Origin of the sequence: Enterobacter sp. BNK-22 (assembly GCF_048684805.1) — a bacterium.
Taxonomy (GTDB): domain Bacteria; phylum Pseudomonadota; class Gammaproteobacteria; order Enterobacterales; family Enterobacteriaceae; genus Enterobacter; species Enterobacter quasiroggenkampii.
In genome coordinates this window covers 3,025,906-3,049,674 of the sequence record NZ_JBLQTT010000001.1, presented here as the reverse complement: position 1 = coordinate 3,049,674, position 23,769 = coordinate 3,025,906, and the positions used below count along the sequence as shown (strand labels likewise).

Sequence of the window (23,769 nt, the reverse complement as noted above, 5' to 3'; positions counted from 1 at the left end):
ATCTCGCTACCGGAAATAATATCATGCTGAAAACGCTATCGATTCGTACCGGCTTGCTCTCTTTACTGGCCGTTATGACCCTTCTGCTGCTGATTGTCAGCGGCATTGGCATTTATGCCCTCACACAGAGTTCTTCTTCGCTGCAGCGTATTAATCACCTTCAGGGTGAGCAAATGGTGCAGCTTAATTCAGGCTACACGCTGATCCTGCGCGCGCGCAATGAAGCGGGGCAGGCCGTTCGCATGATGGAAATCGGCATGCTGGACGATGCGGCCAACGCGGTAAAAAACATCAACCAGGAAGTCGCTCTGGCCCAGAAAACGCTGAAGGGCGTGATCGACGGCGGCGTGGCTGACGAGCAGGGGCAACAGCTGCTCAATAAGGTGGCGGCCAGCCTGGGGGCGTATACCCAGCAGGGGATCAACCCGATGCTGAAAACCCTCAATGACCAGAGCGCGGACGGGTATTACGATCTGCTGGAGAAGACGCTGATCCCGCTGGCGTCAACGTTCGATAATGACATGCAGGCGTTTCAGAAATGGAGCGAAGCGCGAGGTCTGGCGGAAGTGAGTGCCGTGCAGGCGAGCAAAACCCGCGTCCTGATCCTGATTATCGTGGCGGCGCTGCTGACGGCGGGCATTATTGTGCTGGCCTGGCTGGCGCTGCGCCATATGCTGCTCAAGCCGCTCTCGGCGTCGATTGCTCAACTGGAGAATGTAGCAGCGGGCGATTTAACCCATACGCTGGCTGCACCCGCGAGCCAGGAGTTTAACCGCCTTAACGCGGTGATAGAGGAGATGCGTCAGTCGCTGATGAACTCGGTTCTGCGGGTACGCGATGCCAGCGCGCAGATTGACACCGGCAGCCGCGAGCTGACGCTGGGAAACCGCGATCTCGCCGAGCGTACGGAATCCACCGCCACGTCGCTGGAGCAGACCGCGGCCAGCATGGAACAGATCACCGCGACGGTGAAGCTCAACGCCGATAACGCCGAGCAGGCGCACCAGCTGGCGAAATCGGTGTCCGACACGGCCGATCACGGCAGTGAAATGGTCTGCTACGTGATTGAAAAAATGCGCGATATCTCCGGCAGTTCGGCGCGTATCGCTGACATCCTGAGCGTCATCGACGGCATTGCCTTCCAGACCAATATTCTGGCGCTTAACGCCTCCGTGGAAGCGGCGCGTGCGGGCGAGCAGGGGCGCGGTTTTGCCGTCGTCGCGGGCGAGGTGCGCAACCTTGCCAGCCGCAGCGCCGACGCGGCGAAAGAGATTCGAACGCTTATCGGCGACTCTCAGACCCACGTTAACGAGGGCAGCGAGTTGGCCCAGCAGGCTGGCGAAACGATGGACGAGATCGCAACCGAAGTGCTGCGTATGACCAAACTGATGCGTGAGATTGCGACCGCGTCTCATGAGCAGAGCCGCGGCATTGAGCAGGTGAATATTGCGGTGAACCAGATGGACGAAACCGCGCAGCAGAATGCGGCGCTGGTGCAGCAATCCTCCGCCGCGACCCGCTCCCTTGAGGAGCAGTCGCGTCAGCTGATGGAAGCCATGTCATCATTCAAAGTGACGACTCAGAACGCGGCATAATATTACCCAGCCCCGGTACGTTCTGTGCCGGGGTTTTATTCCTTCCGGAATTAAGCGCCCCGATATTATCGTGAATTTCACCCATTAATATTTCCAGCGAGCTGGTTAAGGCTAACGCTTTTTCAGTCGGTTCAAGATATAAACCTTTACGGAAAAATAACGGCTCATCAAAGAGTTGATTAAAACGCTTTAATGCCAGACTCACCGCGGGACGGGACATCTCCAGACGCAAAGAGGCCTTTGCCATGCTGCCGCAGCGGACGATTTCAATAAATACAGGGATAAGATTTAAATCAATACCGGTATTAGCACGGGAATAATTTTTCATTGCGATTCTGCTCCACGAAATATCTGTCAAACTGTTATGGAAATAATGCAGGAGCAGTGGCGAAGATTAAAGCATGTTTTTTATAAACACTTATACGGTAAAATATATAAATGACCAGGGGAGCCGGATCGGCTCCCCTGAAGAGAGGGATTATGCGTCCGGGTACTCACGGATGAAACGTTCGACGTCTTCAACCATGTGGTTGTTGCCGACGAAGAATGAACGGCGCTGGTGAAGGCTTTCCGGCACGATCTCCAGAATACGCTCTTTACCGTCGCTCGCCTTGCCGCCCGCCTGTTCGGCCAGGAACGCCATCGGGTTGCATTCGTACAGCAGACGCAGTTTCCCGTCCGGGTGGCTGGCGGTGCTTGGGTAGAGGTAGATGCCGCCTTTCAGCAGGTTACGGTGGAAATCCGCGACCAGAGAGCCAATATAGCGGGACGTGTAAGGGCGCTGCGTCGCTTTATCTTCTTCCTGGCAGAATTTGATGTACTTCTTCACGCCGTTCGGGAAGCGGATGTAGTTGCCTTCGTTGATGGAGTAGGTGTTACCCTTCTCCGGGAAGCGCATGCGTTCCTGGCTCAGACAGAAAACGCCCAGGGAAGGATCGTACGTAAAGGCGTGTACGCCGCACCCGGTGGTGTACACCAGCATGGTGGAAGAGCCATAAACCACGTAACCAGCAGCAACCTGATTAATGCCCGGCTGCAGGAAATCTTCTTCGGTCACCGGCGTGCCAACAGGCGTAACGCGGCGGTAGATGGAGAAAATGGTACCGACAGAAACGTTAACGTCGATGTTGGAGGAGCCGTCGAGCGGATCCATCAGAACAACGTATTTCGCGTGTTCACACCCTTCGAAAACAACAATTTCATCTTCTTCTTCGGAGGCGATACCCGCAACGATGTCGCGCGCGCGCAGTGCAGCTTTCAGTTTTTCATTTGCGAACAGATCGAGTTTCTGCTGAACCTCGCCCTGAACGTTCTCGGCACCGCTGGCACCCAGGATATCGACCAGACCGGCCTTGTTGATATCACGGTGGATGATCTTAGCGCCCAGCTTTATTGCCGACAGCAAAGCAGTGAGTTCACCGGTAGCATGAGAGAACTCGTGCTGCTTTTCGACAATAAATTCACCTAACGTTTTCATAACACTTTCCCTGCATCTTTGTGAGTAGAGCGATTGTATGTTCACTAAAACGACTAAAGCCCAACAATCTTAACAAATATTCAAATAGTAGCGCAGAGGTGAATCGCGCCAGCAGGATACGGATTTTCCTGAAATGCGTTTCACACCCGCCGACATGTGAGTAAAATGTGCGCCACATTGAAGAAGGATAGTGACGTATGCGCATTCATATATTGGGGATTTGTGGCACTTTCATGGGCGGACTGGCAATGCTGGCGCGCTCGCTGGGCCATGAGGTGACAGGTTCGGACGCCAATGTGTATCCGCCAATGAGCACACTTCTGGAGAAACAGGGCATCGCTTTAATTCAGGGCTACGATGCCAGCCAGCTGGATCCCGAGCCGGATCTGGTGATCATTGGCAACGCCATGACCCGCGGCAACCCGTGCGTTGAGGCGGTACTGGAACGCAATATTCCGTTCATGTCCGGCCCGCAGTGGCTGCATGACTTCGTCCTGCGTGACCGCTGGGTGGTTGCCGTTGCCGGTACCCACGGCAAAACGACTACCGCGGGCATGGCGACCTGGATCCTCGAAGCCTGTGGCTATAAGCCGGGCTTCGTCATCGGCGGCGTACCGGGCAACTTTGACGTTTCTGCGCGCCTGGGGGACAGCCCGTTCTTTGTGATCGAAGCCGACGAGTATGACTGCGCGTTCTTCGACAAGCGCTCTAAGTTCGTGCATTACTGCCCGCGCACGCTGATCCTCAATAACCTTGAGTTTGACCACGCGGATATTTTTGACGACCTGAAGGCCATTCAGAAACAGTTCCACCACCTGGTGCGCATTGTTCCAGGCCAGGGCCGCATCATCCTGCCGGAAAACGACATTAACCTGAAGCAGACCCTGGCAATGGGCTGCTGGAGCGAGCAGGAGCTGGTGGGCGAGCAGGGCCACTGGCAGGCGAAGAAACTCAATGCCGATGCCTCCGAGTGGGAAGTGCTGCTCGACGGTGAAAAAGTGGGTGAGGTGAAGTGGGGCCTGGTGGGCGAACACAATATGCACAACGGCCTGATGGCGATTGCCGCAGCGCGTCACGTGGGCGTTCAGCCTGCGGATGCGGCGAATGCGCTGGGCTCGTTTATCAATGCCCGCCGCCGTCTGGAACTGCGCGGTGAAGCCCACGGCGTCACCGTGTATGACGATTTCGCGCACCACCCAACGGCCATTCTGGCCACGCTTGCCGCCCTGCGTGGCAAAGTTGGCGGTACCGCGCGCATTCTGGCGGTGCTGGAACCACGCTCGAACACCATGAAGATGGGCATCTGCAAAGACGATCTCGCGCCGTCGTTAGGACGTGCCGATGAAGTCTTCCTGCTGCAGCCGCAGCATATTCCGTGGCAGGTCGCGGAAGTGGCCGATGCCTGCATTCAGCCGGCACACTGGAGCGCAGATGTGGATGCGCTCGCGGATATGGTGGTGAAAGCCGCTCAGCCTGGCGACCATATTCTGGTGATGAGCAACGGCGGTTTTGGTGGGATCCATCAGAAGCTGCTGGACGGGCTGGCGAAGAAAGCGGAAGCGGCCGCCGACGCGTAAAAAAAAGCCCGGTGGCGCTCACGCTTACCGGGCCTACGTTCTTTTCCCCCTCGCCCCTCCGGGGTGAGGGGAGCGGATTACTCTTCGTTCTCAGACAGCTCGCGCAGATACTGGAAAATCAGGCGCGCAGACTTCGGCGGCTTATTCCCTTCTTTCTCTTTCTTCGCGTTGCGGATCAAGGAACGCAGCTGCTGGCGGTCGGCATCCGGCCACAGGTTCAGCACTTCCGGTACGGCGTCATCACCCTGTTCAATCAGACGATCGCGGATCTGCTCCAGCTTGTGGAACAGCGCAACCTGCTGGTTGTGGCGGTTTTTCAGCTTGTCCAGCGCCTGGCGGATCGGATCAACATCGCGCTGACGCAGCATTTTCCCGATAAGCTGAAGCTGGCGACGACGGCCTTCTTTTTTGATTTTCTGTGCCAGTTCAATGGCATCGCGCAGATCCTGGTCGAGCGGGATCTTATCCAGCGCGTTTTTACCCAGTTCTACCATTTCCGCGCCAAGCTGTTTTAACTCTTCGGCGTCACGTTTAATTTCACTTTTACTGACCCAGATGATCTCATCATCTTCGTCTTCGATGTCATCACCGGGAACGTCGTCGAGCCAGTCTTCGGGCTGCTTAGTCATGTCAGGCTCCTTAAAAAAAGAGGCTAATGTTACCAGTTAAGACGCGCACTGAAAAACGGTTCTCTGTTAGACTTCAGTTAACTCTCTCTTACAGTATGGCATTTGCGATGAAAGTAACCTCACAAGTTGAAGCGCAGCGTAAGATTCTGGAAGAAGCCGTCTCCACCGCGCTGATGCTTGCTTCAGAAAAATCAGATGGCGCCGAAGTGGCGGTCAGCAAAACCACCGGCATTAGCGTGAGCACCCGCTATGGCGAAGTGGAGAATGTCGAATTCAACAGCGACGGCGCGCTGGGTATCACGGTATACCACCAGAATCGCAAAGGCAGTGCGTCATCCACCGATCTCAGTCCGGATGCCATCGCCCGTACGGTGCAGGCCGCGCTGGATATCGCCCGTTACACCTCGCCGGATCCTTACGCCGGCGTGGCCGATAAAGACCTGCTGGCGTTTGACGCGCCGGATCTCGACCTGTTCCACCCGGCAGAAGTCACGCCGGACGAAGCCATTGAACTGGCTGCCCGTGCCGAGCAGGCGTCCCTGCAGGCGGATAAGCGCATCACCAATACCGAAGGCGGCAGCTTTAACAGCCACTACGGCATCAAAGTCTTTGGCAACAGCCACGGCATGCTGCAGGGCTACTGCTCTACCCGCCACTCGCTCTCCAGCTGCGTCATCGCCGAAGAGAACGGTGACATGGAGCGCGACTACGCCTACACCATTGGCCGCGCGCTGGGGGATTTGCAGTCTCCGGAGTGGGTAGGCAAAGAGTGTGCCGAACGCACGCTGTCTCGCCTGTCGCCGCGTAAACTCTCCACCATGAAAGCGCCGGTGATTTTTGCCAATGAAGTGGCGACCGGTCTGTTTGGCCATCTGGTGGGCGCGATTGCGGGCGGCTCCGTTTACCGTAAATCAACCTTCCTGCTCGACTCGCTGGGCAAGCAGATCCTGCCGGAATGGCTGACCATCGAAGAACATCCGCACCTGCTGAAAGGGCTGGCCTCCACGCCGTTCGACAGCGAAGGCGTGCGCACCGAGCGTCGTGACATTGTCAAAGACGGCGTGCTGACCCAGTGGCTGCTAACCAACTACTCCGCGCGCAAGCTGGGGCTGAAAAGCACCGGGCACGCGGGCGGCATTCACAACTGGCGCATTGCCGGGCAGAGCCTCAACTTTGAGCAGATGCTGAAAGAGATGGGCACCGGTCTGGTGGTGACCGAGCTGATGGGTCAGGGCGTCAGCGGCATCACCGGAGACTACTCTCGCGGTGCGGCGGGTTTCTGGGTGGAAAACGGTGAAATCCAGTATCCGGTGAGCGAAATTACCATCGCTGGCAATCTGAAGGATATGTGGCGCAATATCGTTACGGTCGGTAACGATATTGAAACACGCAGCAATATACAGTGTGGTTCTGTATTACTTCCGGAAATGAAAATCGCCGGACAATAGAGATAGCGTTTTGTTAATAATAAAAAAGGAAGTGAGCAATGCGTAAACATCTGTTAGCGATCGTCGCAGCTTCAACGCTGGTTCTTGGCTCTTCTGCGTTTGCTGCCGATCTTGAAGACGACATGGGCATCCTCGGTCAAAACCTGAAGGTGGTGCAGAAAACCGACAATGCGGCGGAAATGAAAGACGCGCTGACCAAAATGCGTGAAGCGGCGCTGGACGCCCAAAAAGCGACGCCGCCGAAGCTGGAAAGCAAAGCGGCAGACAGTGCAGAGATGAAAGACTACCGCCACGGCTTTGACGTGCTGGTCGGCCAGATCGACGGCGCGCTGAAGCTCGCTAACGAAGGCAAAGTGAAAGAGGCCCAGGCGGCGGCCGAGCAGTTTGTGACCACGCGCAATACGTACCACAAAAAGTATCGTTAATTGGGTGCCTGAGCTGTACGTCCTTCCCCGTATGCGGAGGCGCATGACGCGCCCCCGCATCCTTGCTCCCTACTGGCCGGAGCGACAATCCATCCGCGCTGTCACTTCAAGCGAGCCGTTTCGAAAACGGATTTCGCACAGTGTTTTCCTCGTCACCAGCGTTAAGATGATTATTGTCAAAGCAATAATCATCAAAACCCCGATACTTGGGTTTCTGCGTTTCATGGATGCCTCCTTGCTTTAAAGCGGGCGAGGTAGCGAACTCCACGGTCGTGACGTGTCGTTTCGAGCCCCCGCCCTGATTTTCTATCAGGCGGGGCTTTCCACTTTCCGTCCCATGCCTGAGACGGTCAGTCTCAAGCACCCGCCGCCACTCTACCCAATCCCCATAAGAAAACCTTATCCACGTCACATTTCTACGAGCCTGCTCGGAATCTTTTCCACTCTGCTTACCCGTTCGTTCCCGCGTAATAGCGTGATATTCATCACGTGAATACATCGATTTATCCAGATTCGGCGCATTTATGTGGCACAGATCACTGCTGCGGCTCGCCTTTCCACTTCGAAGTGGAAAACAACTCGCTACAAACCCTTCCCTCCCACCGTTAGTTTTAATCCAGAGCCATTAACGGGGTAAGACCAGTGATTAACGGAGCGGTAATGAACGACGTTGGGGAACAGGCGGTGCAAACAGATCAACTCGCAAACACCATGCTGCAGCAGGTCTATGCCCTGCTGGCCCGGAACAACATCATCCCCAATGCAGTACAGGAGCAGATGCTCACCTCCCACGTGCGCGCCATGGCGCACCGGTCCGTGACCGGCGAGCCGCTGCCGGAGGTTGAAGCAGAGCTGTTTGACGAAATTTCACCGGATTCAATGCGGCTTGCCCGTGAAGTGGTCGCGCAGTTTGGCAACCTTCCTGATGAAGAAGCCTGGCTGCTCTCCGTTCACTTTGAAGTCGCAAAAGACAACCTTTAAGGAGCAACACATGGAACAGATTACAGTCGTGATTGGCGATCGCCTGGGTAAAGGTCAGAAAGTGGCTGCCGGTGTGGAAAAAGCAGGTGGACGCGCGGTTGTCGTACCGGGCATGGCGGCAGACATGAAGCTGGGCGACGTGATGAAAGCGGAAAACGCCACTTTCGGCATCTCTTTCTGCGGCAGCGGCGGCGCGGGTGCCATCACCGCCCAGACCAAGTATGGCTACAAAGCCAAATACGGCATGCGTTCCGTGGAAGAGGGCGTGACCGCCATCAACGAAGGCTGCAACGTGCTGGGCTTTGGCTTTATGGATAAAGAAGAGCTTGGCGAGCGTCTGGTACAGGCGTGGCAGAAGAAATACGGCGCATAAGCATGAAAGAACAGTTCACAACCACGGTGAGAGTGATGGGGAAGGGCGACGCCAAAGCGCGCGCCTTTGCCGACGCGCTCAACCACGTTCAGGCCGCGGTGATGAAAGCCTCACCGCATATCTTACTGCGTATTGAGCCACAGGATGTGCAGGTCGTTCAGGCGCAAGAAGCGGTGCGTAAAGAAGCGTTTCTGTTCTTCTTTCTGCGCCGGGAAAGACGCACCTACAGCGTGGAGCTGGATGTGACCGTCAACGTGACAGCCATCAATCTCGACCAGGTGGATTTCGTCACGCAACGCTGATTATTCATAAAAGGGCAGACTGATGTTCTTAATTATATTAATAAAATCGCTCATCATTGGCGGCCTGGTTGGCGTCGGTGTGGGCGCCGGGGCTGCACGCATGTTTCATGCGCCTACCACTCAGGGTATGGGCGCGTTTCGTACGTTGGGGGAACTGAACTCCTGTGAAGGGGATCCGGCGTCCCACTTCTCCTTTGGGTTAGGTTTCTTCTTTAACGCCTGGGCCTCTTCCGTGGCCGCAGGGGCTTTCACACAGGACGTTGACCACCGCATCATCCCGAACTGGGGTGCGGCTGCACTGATGATCAAAAACCGTAACGTCGGCGAAACGCTGCACGATCCCCGCAAAATGGCGATTGCCTGCGGCGTGATCGGCATGATCGTCGTGACCTTCCTTAACCTGACCGCCTCCTCCGTTCCTGCTGCGCTTCAGGTCACCGCCGTGAAGGTGCTGGTGCCGGCGGCGAACCTGCTGGTGAACACCGTGATGCCGGTGATCTTCTGGCTGGCGGCCATCGATGCGGGTAAAAAATCGGGCTTCTGGGCCACCATCTTCGGCGGCGCGGCGCAACTGATTATGGGCAACGCCGTACCGGGCCTGGTGCTGGGGATCCTGATCGGGAAAGGCGTGGAAGAGAGCGGCTGGAACCACGTCACCAAAGTGATGATGGCGGCTATCGTGCTGCTCTTCGTGCTGAGCGGCTTCTTCCGCGGCTTCGACATGAAGATGATCGAATCCTTCCATCTGACCGTGCCGAACTGGCTCGACATGATCCACAACTCGCTCAGCGGTAAATAACAGGAGCCTCTAAATGGAACAGAATAAAGGTTTTTGGTATGCCGACTGGTCGTTCCCGATCTTCGTTGGCCTGCTCTCCTCCGGCGTGTTTGCCGGGACGCACATGTACTACCTCTACGGCATCGGCGCGTTTAACGAAGTGGCCTTCGTGGCGATGCTGAAAGCGGGTATTGATACCGGCGTTTACGGCGCGGTGGCAGCGTTTGGCGCGAGCTTCCTGTTCGCCCGTATTATCGAAGGGTCGCTGGTCGGTATTCTCGACATTGGCGGGGCGATCCAGACCGGCGTAGGCCTCGGCGTACCGGCGCTGCTGCTGGGCGCGGGGATCATGTTCCCGGTGACCAACTTCATTGCTTCGCTGATCACCGGCCTGGTGATTGGTCTGGCGATTGGCTACGTCATCATCCTGGCGCGTAAGTTCACCATCAACCAGAGCAACTCCACCTACGGCGCAGACGTGATGATGGGCGCGGGCAACGCCTCCGGCCGCTTCCTCGGGCCGTTGATCATCCTCAGCGCCATGACCGCCTCCATTCCAATCGGCGTCGGCTCGCTGGTGGGTGCGCTGCTGTTCTACATCTGGCAGAAGCCGATTACCGGTGGCGCTATCCTCGGCGCGATGATTCTGGGCTGGCTGTTCCCGGTTGCCCTTTAATACCCGCGGGCGCGCTGGCGCCCGCCTTATCAGGAGATCCTCATGTTTGATTTACTCCTGCGCCGTGCGCGCCTCACAGACGATACCCTGACCGATATCGCCATTCAGGACGGGAAAATCGCGGCGCTGGGCGAGATTAACGCGCCCGCGCATAAAACGGTTGAGCTGAACGGTGAAGTGTTCGTCAGCGCAGGCTGGATTGACTCCCACGTACACTGCTACCCGAATTCCCCGATTTACCACGACGAACCCGACAGCGTGGGCGTTGCCACCGGCGTCACCACCGTAGTGGACGCGGGCAGCACCGGCGCCGACGATGTGGACGATTTCTACGCGATAACCCGCAAGGCCTCCACCGAGGTTTTTGCTTTGCTGAACATCTCCCGCGTGGGGCTGATTGCCCAGAACGAGCTGGCCAATATGGCTAATGTTGATGCCGATGCGGTGAAGCAGGCGGTGAAGCGCCACCCTGATTTTATCGTCGGCCTGAAGGCACGCATGAGCAGCAGCGTGGTCGGTGACAACGGCATCACGCCGCTGGAGCGCGCGAATGCGATTCAGAAAGAGAACGGCGACCTGCCGCTGATGGTGCACATCGGCAACAACCCGCCAAATCTCGACGAAATCGCCGAACTCCTGAGTTCCGGCGACATCATTACCCACTGCTATAACGGCAAGCCTAACCGCATTCTGACGCCCTCGGGCGAGCTGCGCGCCTCCATATCCTCTGCCCTGAAGCGCGGCGTGCGTCTGGATGTGGGGCACGGCACGGCGAGCTTTAGCTTTGAGGTGGCAAAACGCGCTATCGCGATGGGCATTCTGCCGCACACCATCAGCTCAGATATCTACTGCCGCAACCGCATCAACGGCCCGGTAGGCTCGCTGGCAAGCGTGATGTCGAAGTTTCTCGCCATCGGCATGTCATTGCCGCAGGTGATTGACTGCGTCACGGCGAACGCCGCCGACGGTCTGCGCCTGACGCGCAAGGGCCGTATTCAGCCGGGTCTCGACGCCGACCTGACGCTATTCATCCTCAAACGTCAGCCGACGGTGCTGACGGATGCCGAAAACGACAGCCTGCAGGCTGAACACATTCTGGTGCCGCTTGCCGCGATCCGCGCGGGCAAGGGCTACATGACCGAACAAGGGAGCACGGAAAATGCCTTCGATTTATGAGAAGTACCGCTTAAAGCAGGTTATCAACACCTCTGGCCGCATGACGGCGCTGGGCGTCTCCACGCCGCGTCCGGAGGTGGTACAGGCGGCGATGGACGGTATGAATCACTATTTCGAGATGAAGGATCTGGTCAATAAAACCGGGGAGTACATCGCGAAGCTGCTGGATGTGGAAGGGGCGACGGTCGTCTCCTGCGCGTCGGCGGGCATTGCCCAGTCCGTGGCGGCGGTGCTGGTCAAAGACAGCGACTGGCTGCTGGAAAATCTGCACGTTACCCCAATTGAGAACAACGAAATCGTCCTGCCGAAAGGCCACAACGTGAACTTTGGCGCGCCGGTGGGCACCATGGTCGCGCTGGGCGGCGGCAGGCTGGTGGAGGCGGGCTACGCCAACGAATGTTCCGCCGATCAGCTGGCGGCGGCGATCACCCCGCGCACGGCCGCGATCCTCTATATCAAATCTCACCACTGCGTGCAGAAAAGCATGCTCAGCGTCGAGCAGGCGGCGGTTGTCGCGCGTAAACACGACTTGCCGCTCATCGTTGATGCCGCGGCGGAAGAAGATCTGCATGTTTACTACCGCTCCGGTGCGGACCTGGTGATCTACAGCGGCGCGAAGGCGATCGAAGGCCCAACCAGCGGGCTGGTGATCGGCAAAACCCAGTACGTTGAGTGGGTCAAACGCCAGACGGCGGGCATTGGCCGTGCCATGAAGGTGGGTAAAGAGGGCATTCTTGGCCTGACCTGCGCCATCGAACACTATCTGACGGCCACCAAAGAGAGCGGCGACGAGATGGTGGCGAAAATGACGCCGTTTATCGAGGCGCTCAACACCCTGAACGGTGTGACCGCGCGCGTGGTCTGGGACAGCGCCGGACGCGACATCGCCCGCACCGAGATTAAATTTGACGAAGCCACCACCGGCGTCGGCACGGGTGACCTGGTGGCGAAGCTGAAGCAGGGCGAATACGCCATTTACTTCCGTGGCTACAAGGCCAACGAAGGGATTATCGAAGCGGATGTACGCAGCGTGAATGCTGATCAGCTGAACATCGTGTACCGCCGCATTAGCGAAGTGTTAGGACAGGAGAAAAACGCATGAAACTGACCCCCAACTTTTACCGTGACCGCGTCTGTCTGAACGTGCTGGCAGGGTCGAAGGCCAACGCCAGCGCCATCTACGAGGCGGCGGAAGGTCATGTGCTGGTGGGCGTGCTCTCCAAAAATTACCCGGACGTGGCCAGCGCGGTAGCGGATATGCGCGAGTACGCGGCGCTGATAGATAACGCGCTCTCCGTTGGCCTCGGCGCGGGGGATCCGAACCAGTCGGCGATGGTGAGCGAGATCTCCCGTCAGGTGCAGCCGCAGCACGTTAACCAGGTCTTTACCGGCGTCGCTACCAGCCGCGCGCTGCTGGGACAGAACGACTCTGTGGTTAACGGTCTGGTCTCTCCGACCGGCACCGTCGGGATGGTTAAAATCTCCACCGGCCCGCTGAGCAGCGCAGCGCCGGACGGCATCGTGCCGGTTGAAACGGCGATTGCTCTGCTGAAAGATTTCGGCGGCAGCTCTATCAAATACTTCCCGATGGGCGGCCTGAAGTGCCGTGACGAGTACAAAGCGGTGGCGGAAGCCTGCGCCCGTCACGACTTCTGGCTGGAGCCGACCGGAGGTATCGATCTGGAAAACTATGAGGAGATCCTGCAGATCGCCCTCGACGCGGGCGTGAGCAAAATCATCCCGCATATCTACAGCTCGATTATCGACAAAGCCAGCGGTGATACGCGTCCGGAAGATGTGCGTACCCTGCTGGCGATGACGAAGAAGCTGGTGAAGTAGAACTCACATATATACAGGAGCCACCATGCACACCCGTACCTTGCTTGTCGCTTCACTCTCGATGCTCGCCACCGCCGCTGTCGCCCAGACGCAATATGCCTGGGTGGGTACCTATAATCCGAACGGTGAAGGGTTGTACCGTTTTACTGTTAACCCGCAAACCGGCGCGCTGAACGATAAAACGCTGGTGAGCAAACTGCCGAATGCGGCGCAGCTGACCCTTTCACAGGACGGCAAAACGCTGTATCTGGCAAGCGAAGTAGAGCAGGGCGTGGTGCAGGCGCTGCGCGTCGGCGATAACGGTGAGCTGAGCCAGCTCAATCAGGTGGCCTCCGGCGGTGCCGGGCCGGTGTATCTCTCCCTGACGCCGAACGGCCAGCATCTGCTGGTGGCGAACTATGTCAGCGGCTCAATTGCCGTTTTACCCGTCAATGCAGACGGCAGCCTGGGTGAAGCCACGGACAAACATCAGGATCAAGGCGAACCGGGCGCGGCGAAGCCCGAAGCTGCTGCGGAGGGCAGTTTCGCGATCAGCGATCATAACGGCCCCCATGCGCACATGATCGCCGCCGATCCAAGCGGGAAATACGTGTTTTCCACCGATCTGGGGCTGGATCGCATCTATCAGTACCGTTTTGACGATCGGACAGGAAAGCTGACGCCGAACGATCCGCCGTTTATCAGCGCCTCCTCGAAAGGCGCCGGGCCGCGCCACTTTGTCTTTACGCCGAAGGGCGATGCCCTGTGGTTGATTAACGAAGAGGCGTCGACGCTCACCCGGTATACCGTGAACGCCAACGGCACCCTGAAAGAGGATAAAACGGTCTCTGCTCTGCCGGAAGTTTACAAAGGCACCAGCTTTGCTGCCGGGCTCGCATTAAGCGCCGATGGTAAGCAACTGTATGTGGCTAACCGTTTGCATAACAGCATCGGGCACTTTACCGTAACAGCAGAGGGCACGCTGACGCATCAGGATGACGTGTGGACGCGTGGTGATTATCCCCGCACCCTGACGCTCGATAAGCAGGGACGCTGGCTGTACGTCATGAACCAGCGCAGCGACAGCATTACCCGTTTCCGCGTGGCGCAGGACGGGAAATTGAGCTTCGAACCGGACTATACCCCGGTCGGCAGCCCATCCCAGATGGTCATTTCACCTTAAGCTGTTAGAGGACAACGACGTGCGATTTCCGAACCAACGTTTAGCGCAACTTTTCGATCTGTTGCAAAACGAGACGCTGCCGCAGGACGAGCTGGCGCAGCGGCTGTCGGTCTCCACGCGAACCGTCCGTGCGGATATCACCGCCCTGAACGCGCTGCTGGCCAGCCACGGCGCGCAGTTTATCCTGAGCCGGGGCAACGGCTACCAGCTCAAAATTGAGGATGCCGAGCGCTATCAGCAGCTTCAGGCATCCCACCCGCGCGCGCTGCGTATCCCACGGACCGGGCCGGAGCGCGTGCATTATCTGGTGGTGCGTTTTCTCACCTCGGCGTTTTCGCTTAAGCTGGAGGATCTGGCGGACGAGTGGTTCGTCAGCCGCGCCACGCTGCAAAGCGACATGGCGGAGGTACGCGAGTGGTTTCATCGTTACAACCTGACGCTGGAAACCCGTCCGCGCCATGGGATGAAGCTGTTTGGCAGCGAGATGTCGACCCGCGCGTGCCTGACCGATCTGCTCTGGGAGCTGGCGCAGCAGGACAGCCTGAACCCGCTGGTGACCGACGTGGCGCTGAATGCGGGCGTGGCGGAGCAGATGGTGCCGGTGCTGCACGACGCCTTGACGCGTCACCACATTCGCCTGACTGATGAAGGCGAGCTGTTCCTGCGCCTGTACTGCGCGGTGTCGGTACGTCGCATCAGCGAAGGTTATCCGCTGCCGGAATTCCATGCCGAAGACGTGGAAGAGAACGTGCGCGAGGCGGCGAAGGATATCGCGGTGACCATCCAGCAGCTGGCGGGCAAAACGCTTTCGCCGTCGGAGGAGAGCTGGCTGTGCGTGCACATTGCGGCGCGGCAGATCCAGGAGATCGCGCCCAGCGCGATTAATGCCGATGACGATGAAGCGCTGGTCAACTACATCCTGCGCTACATCAACACCCACTATAACTACAACCTGCTTAGTGACGCGCAGCTGCACGCGGATCTGCTGACGCATATTAAAACCATGATCACCCGCGTGCGGTATCAAATCATGATCCCCAATCCGCTGCTGGATAACATCAAGCAGCACTACCCAATGGCGTGGGACATGACGCTGGCCGCGGTGTCGAGCTGGGGCAAATACACGCCGTATGTGATCAGCGAAAACGAGATTGGTTTCCTGGTACTGCATATTGGCGTCGGGCTGGAGCGCCACTACAACATTGGCTACCAGCGTCAGCCGCGCGTGCTGCTGGTATGCGACGCCGGTAACGCGATGGTGCGCATGATTGAGGCGGTGCTGCAGCGTAAATACCCGCAGATTGAGGTGACGCGCACGCTCACCCTGCGCGAGTACGAGTTGGCGGAATCGATTGGCGAAGACTTTGTGATCGCCACCGCCCGCGTCAGCGAAAAGTCAAAACCGGTGGTGATGATCGCCCCGTTCCCGACCGACTATCAGTTAGAACAGATTGGCAAACTGGTGCTGGTGGACCGCACCCGCCCGTGGATGCTGGATAAATACTTCGACGCGGCCCACTTCCGCATTATCGACAAGCCGATCGATCAGCAGACGCTGTTCCGCGAGCTGTGTGAACAGCTTGAGGCCGAAGGCTTTGTTGGCGCGGAGTTTCTGGATTCGGTTGTTGAGCGTGAAGCTATCGTCAGTACCATGCTCGGCGACGGCATCGCGCTGCCGCACTCCCTCGGCCTGCTGGCGCAGAAAACGGTGGTCTACACCGTGCTGGCCCCGCACGGCGTGCAGTGGGGCGACGAAACCGCGCACGTCATCTTCCTGCTTGCCATCAGCAAAAGCGAATACGAAGAGGCGATGGCGATTTACGATATCTTCGTCACCTTCCTGCGCGAGCGGGCGATGTCACGGCTCTGTAGCTGCGAGGATTTTGCCGGGTTTAAGGCGGTGGCGATGGAGAGTTTGAGTCGTTTTTGAGATAAGGGCGGATGGATAACATCCGCCTTTGATCAACGCAAATGATGCACAACCTGGTTGCTGCTGCCGCGCCAGATGAGCGCCGGGTCTTTTAAATCCTGCACGAACTTGCCGTCGACCAGCACGTTAATCAGATCCACGACTTCCATCTGCTGCGCATTCAGCTCATCCAGCTTGTAGCCTGTCCAGACCCAGATATCTTTTCCCGAGCACTCGCGGCGAATGCGCTTCACCAGCTTCAAAATATCCGGCACGTTTTGCGGATGCAGCGGATCGCCGCCGGAGAGCGAAATTCCCTGGCGGTGAATGCGCGTGTCGTTCAGGTCGCTGATGATTTTATCTTCCATCTCCGCGGTGAACGGCATGCCGGAATTCAGGCGCCAGGTGCTTTTGTTGTAGCAGCCGGGGCATTCGTGGACGCAGCCTGAGACGAACAGGGTGCAGCGGGTGCCGGGGCCGTTGACGATGTCGACGGGGTAGTACTGGTGATAGTTCATCGCGAATAACCACGCCGGGTGGCGCTGCGCTTACCCGGCCTACAAAAGAGAGCGGTCCGTAGGCCCGGTAAGCGCAGCGCCACCGGGCATTAACGTGGCAGCGGATTAACCGAGCTGTCCATTCCCCAGATGCTTCACGCGGCGCTTCACCTCTTCCTGTTTGCCAGCGTTAAACGGACGTGCGTCCGGGCTGCCGAGGTAGCCGCATACGCGACGAGTCACGGAGACGCGGGCCGCGTCGTGGTTGCCGCATTTCGGGCAGGTAAAGCCTTTGCTCGTACACTCGAACTCACCGGTAAAGCCGCATTCGTAGCACTCGTCGATAGGCGTGTTGGTCCCGTAATACGGCACGTGCTGGTAGCTGTAATCCCACACGTCCTCCAGCGCCTTCAGGTTGTGCTGAATGTTCGGATACTCGCCGTAACAGATGAAGCCGCCGCTGGCGATCGGCGGATACGCCGCTTCGAAGTCGATCTTGTCGTACGGGTTGACCTTCTTCTCGACATCGAGGTGGAAGCTGTTGGTGTAGTACCCTTTGTCGGTCACACCTTCCACAATCCCGAACTCGGCGGTGTCCAGACGGCAGAAGCGGTCGCACAGGTTCTCGCTTGGGGTGCTGTACAGGCTGAACCCGTAGCCGGTTTCCTCTTTCCACTGGTCTACTGCGTCGCGCAGGCGCTGAACGATGGCGATGCCTTTCTCACGCAGGGCTTCGCTGTCGTACATGTGCGTATCGCCAAACAGCGCGTTGATGGTTTCGTGAATGCCGATATAGCCCAGCGAAATCGACGCACGACCATTTTTGAAGATCTCAGACACGTCATCGTCCGCCTTCAGGCGCACGCCGCAGGCCCCTTCCATGTAGAGGATCGGCGCGACGCGGGCTTTGACCCCTTCCAGACGGGCAATACGGGTCATCAGCGCCTTACGCGCCAGCTGCAGGCGCTCGTCCAGCAGCGCCCAGAAAGCGTCTTCATTGCCTTTCGCTTCCAGCGCGATGCGCGGCAGGTTGAGGCTAATCACGCCGAGGTTGTTGCGCCCGTCGTGGATCTGCTCGCCGTTTTCATCCTCGTACACGCCGAGGAAGCTGCGGCAGCCCATTGGCGTTTTAAACGAACCGGTGACCTTCACCACCTGATCGTAGTTCAGGATGTCCGGATACATGCGCTTGCTCGCGCACTCCAGCGCCAGCTGTTTAATGTCGTAGTTTGGATCGCCAAACTTGTGGTTCAGGCCGTCGCGGATCGCGAACACCAGTTTCGGGAACACCGCGGTTTTGCGGTTTTTGCCAAGGCCGGAAATACGGTTGCGAAGAATGGACTGCTGGATCAGACGCGATTCCCAGCTGGTGCCCAGGCCAAAGCCGAAGGTCACAAACGGCGTCTGGCCGTTGGCGGTGTGCAGCGTGTTTACCTCATATTCCAGCGACTGGAACGCGTCGTAGCACTCTTTTTCGGTGCGGGAGTGCGCGTAGCCGTCAGCGTCCGGAATGTGCCACTCGTCAGCCGTTTTACGGTGCTTGTTGAAGCTTGCCGTGACGAACGGAGCCAGCACTTCATCAATACGGTTAATGGTGGTGCCGCCGTAAATATGGCTGGCGACCTGGGCGATAATCTGCGCCGTGACCGCGGTGGCCGTGGAGATTGACTTAGGCGGTTCAATCTCGGCGTTGCCCATTTTAAAACCGTGGGTCAGCATGCCTTTCAGGTCGATCAGCATGCAGTTGAACATCGGGAAGAACGGCGAATAGTCGAGATCGTGGTAGTGAATTTCGCCGCGCTCGTGCGCCGAAACCACGTCGCGCGGCAGCAGATGCTGGCGGGCATAGTGTTTGGCGACGATACCGGCCAGCAGATCGCGCTGGGTCGGGATCACTTTACTGTCTTTATTGGCGTTTTCATTGAGCAGGGCGGAGTTGGTCTGCTCCACCAGGCCACGGATCTCCTGGTTCAGACGACCGCGCTTCTCGCGCTGCACGTCGCGATCGTGGCGGTACTCAATGTAGGCGCGCGCCAGCTGCTTGTAGGGCCCTGCCATCAGCTGGTTTTCAACCGCGGTCTGGATTTCGTTGATATCGACCTGGCTGCGTTCATTCATCTGGCTGCTAACGACTTCTGCGACGGTGGCGCAGTAATCTGCGTCATCGACTCCCGCTGCTTTAGCTGCACGCAGAATGGCTTCCTGGATGCGCTCTGATTTAAACGGCACTTTACAGCCATCACGTTTCATCACATGCGGTGTCATGATCACTCCATTTTTGAAAACAGGTTATCCACAGAGGTGGAGAAGTATTCACCGGACGCATTTCCCGCCAGGCCAAAGACTTCCCGCGTTCCCAGCTCGTGTTATCCACAATTCCGGCCAGCGTAAGCGCCGTCTTGTTGTTGGAATAGTAGACGATAAATACAAGATGTTGGGTCGGCGTGCATTTTAAGTGCTACATATAGTGATTTGCATCAAACATGTTTGCGATTTATTTGATTCAGAACAAAGTAAAAAGACGAGAGTACAAACGACGGGCGCTTCAGAGATTGTAAAGGTGGAAGAGAAAAATCTGATTAATTATTCAACAAAAACAGTAAAGTAAGCCGGGTGCAGGGCTGCACCCGGCAGGACGGTTACTGTTGCAACCACCAGACGGCTTCAAACGGACGCAGCGACGTCGTTTGCGGTGTCGGGTAGTTACTCATCAACACCTGCAACTTATCGCTGAGAAGGTCTGTCTGCCATTCCTGAGGCGTATTACTCAGGTTCGCCGCAACGATCAGGGTCTGTCCCTGCCACTGGCGACGGTAGCACCAAAGAGAAGGGTGTTCCGGCAGGAGATCCTCATAATCCCCCCACGTCAGCACCGGCAGGGTTTTGCGCAGGCTAATCAGCGACTGATAGGTATAGAAGACGGAATCCGCATCGTCGAGCGCCGCGCGGGCGTTCACGGTTTCGTAGTTATCGCAGACGCCAATCCACGGTTCGCCCTCGCTAAAGCCCGCATTGTGCGATGCGTCCCACTGCATTGGCGTGCGGCCATTATCCCGGGACTTACTCGCCAGAATGGCCAGTAATTCATCCGGATCGCGGCCGTTGGCGCGCAGTTCGGCGAACATGTTCAGGCTTTCCACGTCGCGGTAATCGGTGATGCGGCTGAAGTGCGGGTTCGTCATCCCCAGCTCTTCGCCCTGATAGATATACGGCGTGCCCTGCATACCGTGCAGCACCATGCCGAGCATTTTCGCGGCGTGAACCCGGTATTCTCCTTCGTCACCGAAGCGCGACACGATGCGCGGCTGGTCGTGGTTACACCAGAACAGCGCGTTCCAGGCTTTGTTATGCATCCCCTGCTGCCAGTGGCGGAAGAGAGTTTTCAGCGCCACGAAGTCCGGCTTCGCCTTCGTCCACTTTTCGCCGCCGGGATAGTCCACCTTCAGGTGGTGGAAGTTAAAGGTCATCGACAGCTCGCGGCCATCGAGAGAAGCATACTGCTGGCAGTTCTCCAGCGAAGTCGAGGACATCTCGCCTACCGTCATCAGGTTGCGCGGGGTAAAGACGTCGCGGCTCATCTCCTGCAGATATTCATGGATGCGAGGCCCGTCAGTGTAGAAGCGGCGACCGTCACCCGTCTCGTCATTCGGGAAATCCTGATCTTTCGAAATCAGGTTAATGACATCGAGGCGCAAGCCGTCGACGCCGCGGTCGGCCCAGAACTCGCACACCTTTTTCAGCTCGGCGCGCACCGCCGGATTTTCCCAGTTGAGGTCCGCCTGCTCCGGCGCGAACAGGTGCAGGTAATACTGCTCGCTCTCCGCGTGCCAGCGCCAGGCGTTGCCGCCAAACTTGGAGCGCCAGTTGTTGGGCAACTGCTCAGGCGTGCCGTCGCGCCAGATGTAGAACTGGCGGTACGGGCTCGCTTTGTTCAGCGATTCCCGGAACCAGGGGTGCTGGGTTGAGGTGTGGTTGAACACCATATCCAGCACGATGCGAATGCCGCGCTGGTGCGCCTCGGCGACCAGTTCGTCGAAATCATCCAGCGTGCCGTACGCCGGGTCGATGGCGGTGTAATTCGCCACGTCGTAGCCATTATCCACCTGCGGGGAGATATAAAACGGCGTCAGCCAGATGGCGTCGATGCCGAGGGTTTTCAGGTAGTCCAGACGCTGCGTCACGCCGCGTAAATCGCCGGTACCGCTGCCGGTGGTGTCCTGGAAACTCTTGGGGTAAATCTGGTAGATAACGCCGTTTTGCCACCAGTGAGGAAGGGTATTCATAGTGTGTTCCTGCAAATGCGAAGGGGCGCAACTGCGCCCCGAAAGAGAGAGATTAAACAATCTGCAGCGAGCCCTGACGGAACTTACGCTGATAAACCACGGTAGTCAGTGCCATTGGGACGATAATCGCGATGGCCATTGCCAGGGCGAACACCTGCCAGTAAGCGGGCTGGATGGAGAGGATGCCCGGCAGGCCGCCGACGCCAATCCCGTTTGCCATTACGCCGTTCAGTCCGCACACCAGGCCCGCCAGACCGGAACCGATCATCGCGCAGAGCATCGGGAAGCGGTATTTCAGGTTGATACCGTACATCGCCGGTTCGGTGACGCCCAGGTAGGCGGAGATGGCCGCCGGAACGGAGATCTCGCGTTCGTTGTGCTTGCGACTGACGATGATGATGCCGGTCACCGCGGACGCCTGCGCAATGTTAGACAGGGCGATAATCGGCCAGACCGGCGTGCCGCCGAGGCTCTGAATCATCTGCATATCAATGGCCAGCGTGGTCTGGTGCACGCCGGTGATCACCAGCGGAGCGTACAGGAAGCCAAACAGCGCGGCGCCAATCGGGGCGAAGCTGCCGGTCATCAGGTGACGCACCGCGAAGGCCACGCCGTCGCCAATCATGCGGCCAAACGGACCGATAAAGGCATGCGCCAGGAAGACCGCCAGAATCAGCGAGCACACCGGCACCACCACCAGATAAAGGTAATCCGGCACGATGCGCTTCAGTCGGGTTTCAATAAAGCCCAGCGCCAGCCCCGCCAGCAGGGCCGGAATGACCTGCGCCTGATAGCCCACTTTGGCGATGGTAAACAGGCCGAAGTTCCACACCTCAGGCACCTGCTGACCAAGTAAGTAAGCGTTCATTAACTGCGGAGAGACCAGCGTGACGCCGAGTACGATACCGAGGATCGGCGTACCGCCCATCTTGCGCACCGCGGACCAGCAGATCCCCACCGGCAGATAGAAGAAGATCGCCTCGCCAATCAGCCACAGGAAGTCGTACACGGTTTTCAGCGCCGGATACATCTGCGCCAGGGTTTTGCCGTCACTCATCGGCACGTCGCCGATGACGTTACGGAAGCCTAAGATCAAGCCTCCGCTGATCAGCGCTGGCAGCAGCGGGAAGAAGATCTCCGCAAAGTGGGAAATCAGCTGCTCGTGCCACTTCATGTTCTGGCGCGCGGCCTTCTTCGCCTGCTCTTTATCGGCGGAGGAGTGCCCGGTCGTTGCCAGCAGAGCCTGATAGTAATCGCCCACTTCGGTACCAATTACAACCTGGAACTGACCGGCGTTGGTGAAGCAGCCTTTAACCATGGAGAGTTCTTCAATGGCCTTCGGGTTGGCTTTGGCCGGATCGTTCAACACGAAGCGCAGGCGGGTAATGCAATGGCTGACGGTAGCGATGTTTTCGCGGCCGCCGACCAGGACGATCAACTGATCGATATCTGCTTGTTTGACTTTACTCATCATGAAACCTCATGACAGATGGTGAGGGGTGTAATGACCTGAGCGCAAGCCTACTCCTTCAGCGTGACGGCGAAAATGGGAACGTTCCCGAAATCGGGCGAAGATCACAATAAACCGTTGAGCGGGGGTTAAGAAAGGTGGGCTGGAATAACGATCTGACGCGGCTCAGCGCGCCCGTTGATCTGCTCGATCAGCTGCGCGGCGGCCTGTCTGCCGGACTCGGCATAACCCGGGTCGACGGTAATAATTTCCGGGTGCAAAAACTTCATCAGCGGCGTGCTGCCGACGCTCGCCACCTGCAGGTTATCGATACGCTGTTCCTGAAGATATTTACTCGCGCCCAGCGCCAGCGTATCCGTGGCGCACACCAGCGCGGTGGTTTGCGGCGTCAGGACGCTGGCGACCTGCTCGTAGCCCTGCTTCATCCCCAGCCCCGGCAGGGAGGCCACGGCGGAGAGGTTGTGCTTTTTGCAAAAGGCCAGATAGGCCTCATGGCGGCGCTTGCCGGTGGTGACGTCCGCGTGCGGTACGCCGAGGAAGCTGATATGGCGATGGCCTTCGTCAAACAGGTGCTGCATCAGGGTGATAATCGCGCCCTCGTCGTCATAGCAGACAGAGGCAAAACCGTGGGCATCGCGCGCCAGCAGCACCAGCGACGGCTGCCAGGGTTTTAGCATCTCGTCTTTGATGCCGGTAAAGCCGAACAGCACCACGCCGTCAATGTTGCGCCGCTGGAGCATACCCAGATGTTCTTCCACCAGTTGTGGCGAGAACTGGCTCTCCATCATGATCGGGTCATATCCCTGCTCATAGAAGGCGGGTAGCATGGTCTGCACGGCAAGATTTTCAGACAGAGAATCCAGGCGCGAGACAATGATGGCGACCACTTTGTCACTCTGTCCGCGCATGGCGCGCGCGGAGCGGGAAGGGGAAAAGCCGTGCTGATTCATGACCGCCTCAACGCGCTCGCGGGTGCGTTCGCTGACGCCGCTTTCGTTGTTCAGCACGCGTGAGACGGTTGATTTCCCCACGCCGCTTAAACGCGCGATGTCTTTAATCGTAAGGCGGTTCTGCATGCTGTATTCCCTGTAACAACGACAAAATGGTCAATTGAGCCTAATGCTATAGCGCGATTTCGCTATGGGCAAAGTCTGGTTTACGTTCGGTTTAT

23 protein-coding genes are annotated in these 23,769 nt (G+C 57.9%); 14 read left to right on the top strand and 9 right to left on the bottom strand.

What is annotated here, in order from left to right; translation table 11 throughout:
* The first annotated feature begins 23 nt into the window (after positions 1-23).
* Positions 24-1,595: a methyl-accepting chemotaxis protein gene (locus ACMGGE_RS14420; RefSeq protein ID WP_048027919.1), complete on the top strand. Its 1,572-nt coding sequence runs from the start codon at positions 24-26 to the stop codon at positions 1,593-1,595.
* Here ACMGGE_RS14420 and ACMGGE_RS14415 read toward each other — a convergent pair.
* Positions 1,567-1,923: a helix-turn-helix domain-containing protein gene (locus ACMGGE_RS14415; protein WP_024907284.1), complete on the bottom strand. Its 357-nt coding sequence runs from the start codon at positions 1,921-1,923 to the stop codon at positions 1,567-1,569. The genes ACMGGE_RS14420 and ACMGGE_RS14415 overlap by 29 nt on opposite strands.
* Positions 1,924-2,073: 150 nt before the next feature.
* Positions 2,074-3,072 carry a class 1 fructose-bisphosphatase gene (gene fbp / locus ACMGGE_RS14410; protein ID WP_008501416.1) on the bottom strand — a complete coding sequence of 333 codons (999 nt, stop codon included), beginning with the start codon at positions 3,070-3,072 and terminating at the stop codon, positions 2,074-2,076.
* A 197-nt stretch (positions 3,073-3,269) separates the two neighbouring features.
* On the opposite strand from fbp, the gene mpl reads away from it, so the two are divergent.
* On the top strand, positions 3,270-4,649 hold the full coding sequence (gene mpl / locus ACMGGE_RS14405) for a UDP-N-acetylmuramate:L-alanyl-gamma-D-glutamyl-meso-diaminopimelate ligase (RefSeq protein WP_048027922.1): 1,380 nt from the start codon (positions 3,270-3,272) through the stop codon (positions 4,647-4,649).
* A 77-nt stretch (positions 4,650-4,726) separates the two neighbouring features.
* Here mpl and yjgA read toward each other — a convergent pair whose 3' ends face one another.
* The gene (gene yjgA, locus ACMGGE_RS14400; RefSeq protein ID WP_008501414.1) at positions 4,727-5,278 is read right to left on the bottom strand and encodes a ribosome biogenesis factor YjgA; all 552 of its coding nucleotides are present in this window, start codon (positions 5,276-5,278) and stop codon (positions 4,727-4,729) included.
* A gap of 95 nt (positions 5,279-5,373) precedes the next feature.
* Between yjgA and pmbA the strand changes: the two genes are divergently transcribed.
* Both pmbA and cybC read left to right on the top strand, forming a co-directional pair.
* Positions 5,374-6,726 carry a metalloprotease PmbA gene (gene pmbA / locus ACMGGE_RS14395; RefSeq protein WP_420293905.1) on the top strand — a complete coding sequence of 451 codons (1,353 nt, stop codon included), beginning with the start codon at positions 5,374-5,376 and terminating at the stop codon, positions 6,724-6,726.
* 38 nt (positions 6,727-6,764) lie between these two features.
* Positions 6,765-7,151, top strand: coding sequence for a cytochrome b562 (cybC, locus tag ACMGGE_RS14390; protein WP_008501412.1), 387 nt, complete (start codon positions 6,765-6,767; stop codon positions 7,149-7,151).
* Positions 7,152-7,220: 69 nt separating this feature from the next.
* On the opposite strand, the gene ACMGGE_RS14385 is transcribed toward cybC, so the two are convergent.
* Positions 7,221-7,376, bottom strand: a complete 156-nt coding sequence (locus ACMGGE_RS14385) for a Hok/Gef family protein (protein WP_072061332.1) — start codon at positions 7,374-7,376, stop codon at positions 7,221-7,223.
* A gap of 417 nt (positions 7,377-7,793) precedes the next feature.
* On the opposite strand from ACMGGE_RS14385, the gene ACMGGE_RS14380 reads away from it, so the two are divergent.
* The 10 genes from ACMGGE_RS14380 to ACMGGE_RS14335 are packed head-to-tail and all read left to right on the top strand — an operon-like array spanning position 7,794 to position 16,368.
* Complete coding sequence (locus ACMGGE_RS14380; protein WP_086374949.1) at positions 7,794-8,132, top strand: glycine dehydrogenase; 339 nt, start codon at positions 7,794-7,796, stop codon at positions 8,130-8,132.
* 10 nt (positions 8,133-8,142) lie between these two features.
* Positions 8,143-8,505 carry an SFCGS family glycine-rich protein gene (locus ACMGGE_RS14375; protein WP_023293430.1) on the top strand — a complete coding sequence of 121 codons (363 nt, stop codon included), beginning with the start codon at positions 8,143-8,145 and terminating at the stop codon, positions 8,503-8,505.
* 2 nt (positions 8,506-8,507) lie between these two features.
* Positions 8,508-8,807 carry a DUF4312 family protein gene (locus tag ACMGGE_RS14370; RefSeq protein ID WP_420293904.1) on the top strand — a complete coding sequence of 100 codons (300 nt, stop codon included), beginning with the start codon at positions 8,508-8,510 and terminating at the stop codon, positions 8,805-8,807.
* A gap of 22 nt (positions 8,808-8,829) precedes the next feature.
* Positions 8,830-9,606, top strand: coding sequence for a DUF4311 domain-containing protein (locus ACMGGE_RS14365; protein WP_008501408.1), 777 nt, complete (start codon positions 8,830-8,832; stop codon positions 9,604-9,606).
* A 13-nt stretch (positions 9,607-9,619) separates the two neighbouring features.
* Entirely contained in the window at positions 9,620-10,261 is a 642-nt protein-coding gene (locus ACMGGE_RS14360) for a DUF4310 family protein (protein WP_003856081.1), read from the top strand.
* 42 nt (positions 10,262-10,303) lie between these two features.
* Positions 10,304-11,437, top strand: coding sequence for an amidohydrolase/deacetylase family metallohydrolase (locus tag ACMGGE_RS14355; protein ID WP_420293903.1), 1,134 nt, complete (start codon positions 10,304-10,306; stop codon positions 11,435-11,437).
* Positions 11,421-12,539, top strand: a complete 1,119-nt coding sequence (locus ACMGGE_RS14350; protein WP_069720079.1) for a DgaE family pyridoxal phosphate-dependent ammonia lyase — start codon at positions 11,421-11,423, stop codon at positions 12,537-12,539. Before ACMGGE_RS14355 ends, ACMGGE_RS14350 begins: the two co-directional genes overlap by 17 nt.
* Positions 12,536-13,276 (top strand): 2-dehydro-3-deoxy-phosphogluconate aldolase, encoded by a 741-nt coding sequence (dagF, locus tag ACMGGE_RS14345; protein WP_023334305.1) that lies wholly within the window; start codon positions 12,536-12,538, stop codon positions 13,274-13,276. Before ACMGGE_RS14350 ends, dagF begins: the two co-directional genes overlap by 4 nt.
* A 25-nt stretch (positions 13,277-13,301) precedes the next feature.
* Positions 13,302-14,438 carry a lactonase family protein gene (locus ACMGGE_RS14340; RefSeq protein ID WP_420293902.1) on the top strand — a complete coding sequence of 379 codons (1,137 nt, stop codon included), beginning with the start codon at positions 13,302-13,304 and terminating at the stop codon, positions 14,436-14,438.
* 19 nt (positions 14,439-14,457) lie between these two features.
* The gene (locus ACMGGE_RS14335; RefSeq protein WP_090393030.1) at positions 14,458-16,368 is read left to right on the top strand and encodes a BglG family transcription antiterminator; all 1,911 of its coding nucleotides are present in this window, start codon (positions 14,458-14,460) and stop codon (positions 16,366-16,368) included.
* Between the two features lie 32 nt (positions 16,369-16,400).
* Here the strand turns inward: ACMGGE_RS14335 and nrdG are convergent, their stop codons facing one another.
* The 5 genes from nrdG to treR form a co-directional block, all read right to left on the bottom strand.
* Entirely contained in the window at positions 16,401-16,865 is a 465-nt protein-coding gene (gene nrdG / locus ACMGGE_RS14330) for an anaerobic ribonucleoside-triphosphate reductase-activating protein (RefSeq protein ID WP_420289452.1), read from the bottom strand.
* A gap of 105 nt (positions 16,866-16,970) precedes the next feature.
* Positions 16,971-19,109, bottom strand: a complete 2,139-nt coding sequence (gene nrdD, locus ACMGGE_RS14325) for an anaerobic ribonucleoside-triphosphate reductase (protein WP_420293901.1) — start codon at positions 19,107-19,109, stop codon at positions 16,971-16,973.
* Between the two features lie 374 nt (positions 19,110-19,483).
* Complete coding sequence (gene treC / locus ACMGGE_RS14320; protein WP_420293900.1) at positions 19,484-21,127, bottom strand: alpha,alpha-phosphotrehalase; 1,644 nt, start codon at positions 21,125-21,127, stop codon at positions 19,484-19,486.
* A gap of 52 nt (positions 21,128-21,179) precedes the next feature.
* Positions 21,180-22,598 carry a PTS trehalose transporter subunit IIBC gene (treB, locus tag ACMGGE_RS14315; RefSeq protein WP_023310193.1) on the bottom strand — a complete coding sequence of 473 codons (1,419 nt, stop codon included), beginning with the start codon at positions 22,596-22,598 and terminating at the stop codon, positions 21,180-21,182.
* A gap of 128 nt (positions 22,599-22,726) precedes the next feature.
* Positions 22,727-23,674, bottom strand: coding sequence for a trehalose operon repressor TreR (treR, locus tag ACMGGE_RS14310; RefSeq protein ID WP_229226645.1), 948 nt, complete (start codon positions 23,672-23,674; stop codon positions 22,727-22,729).
* Positions 23,675-23,769 lie beyond the last annotated feature (95 nt).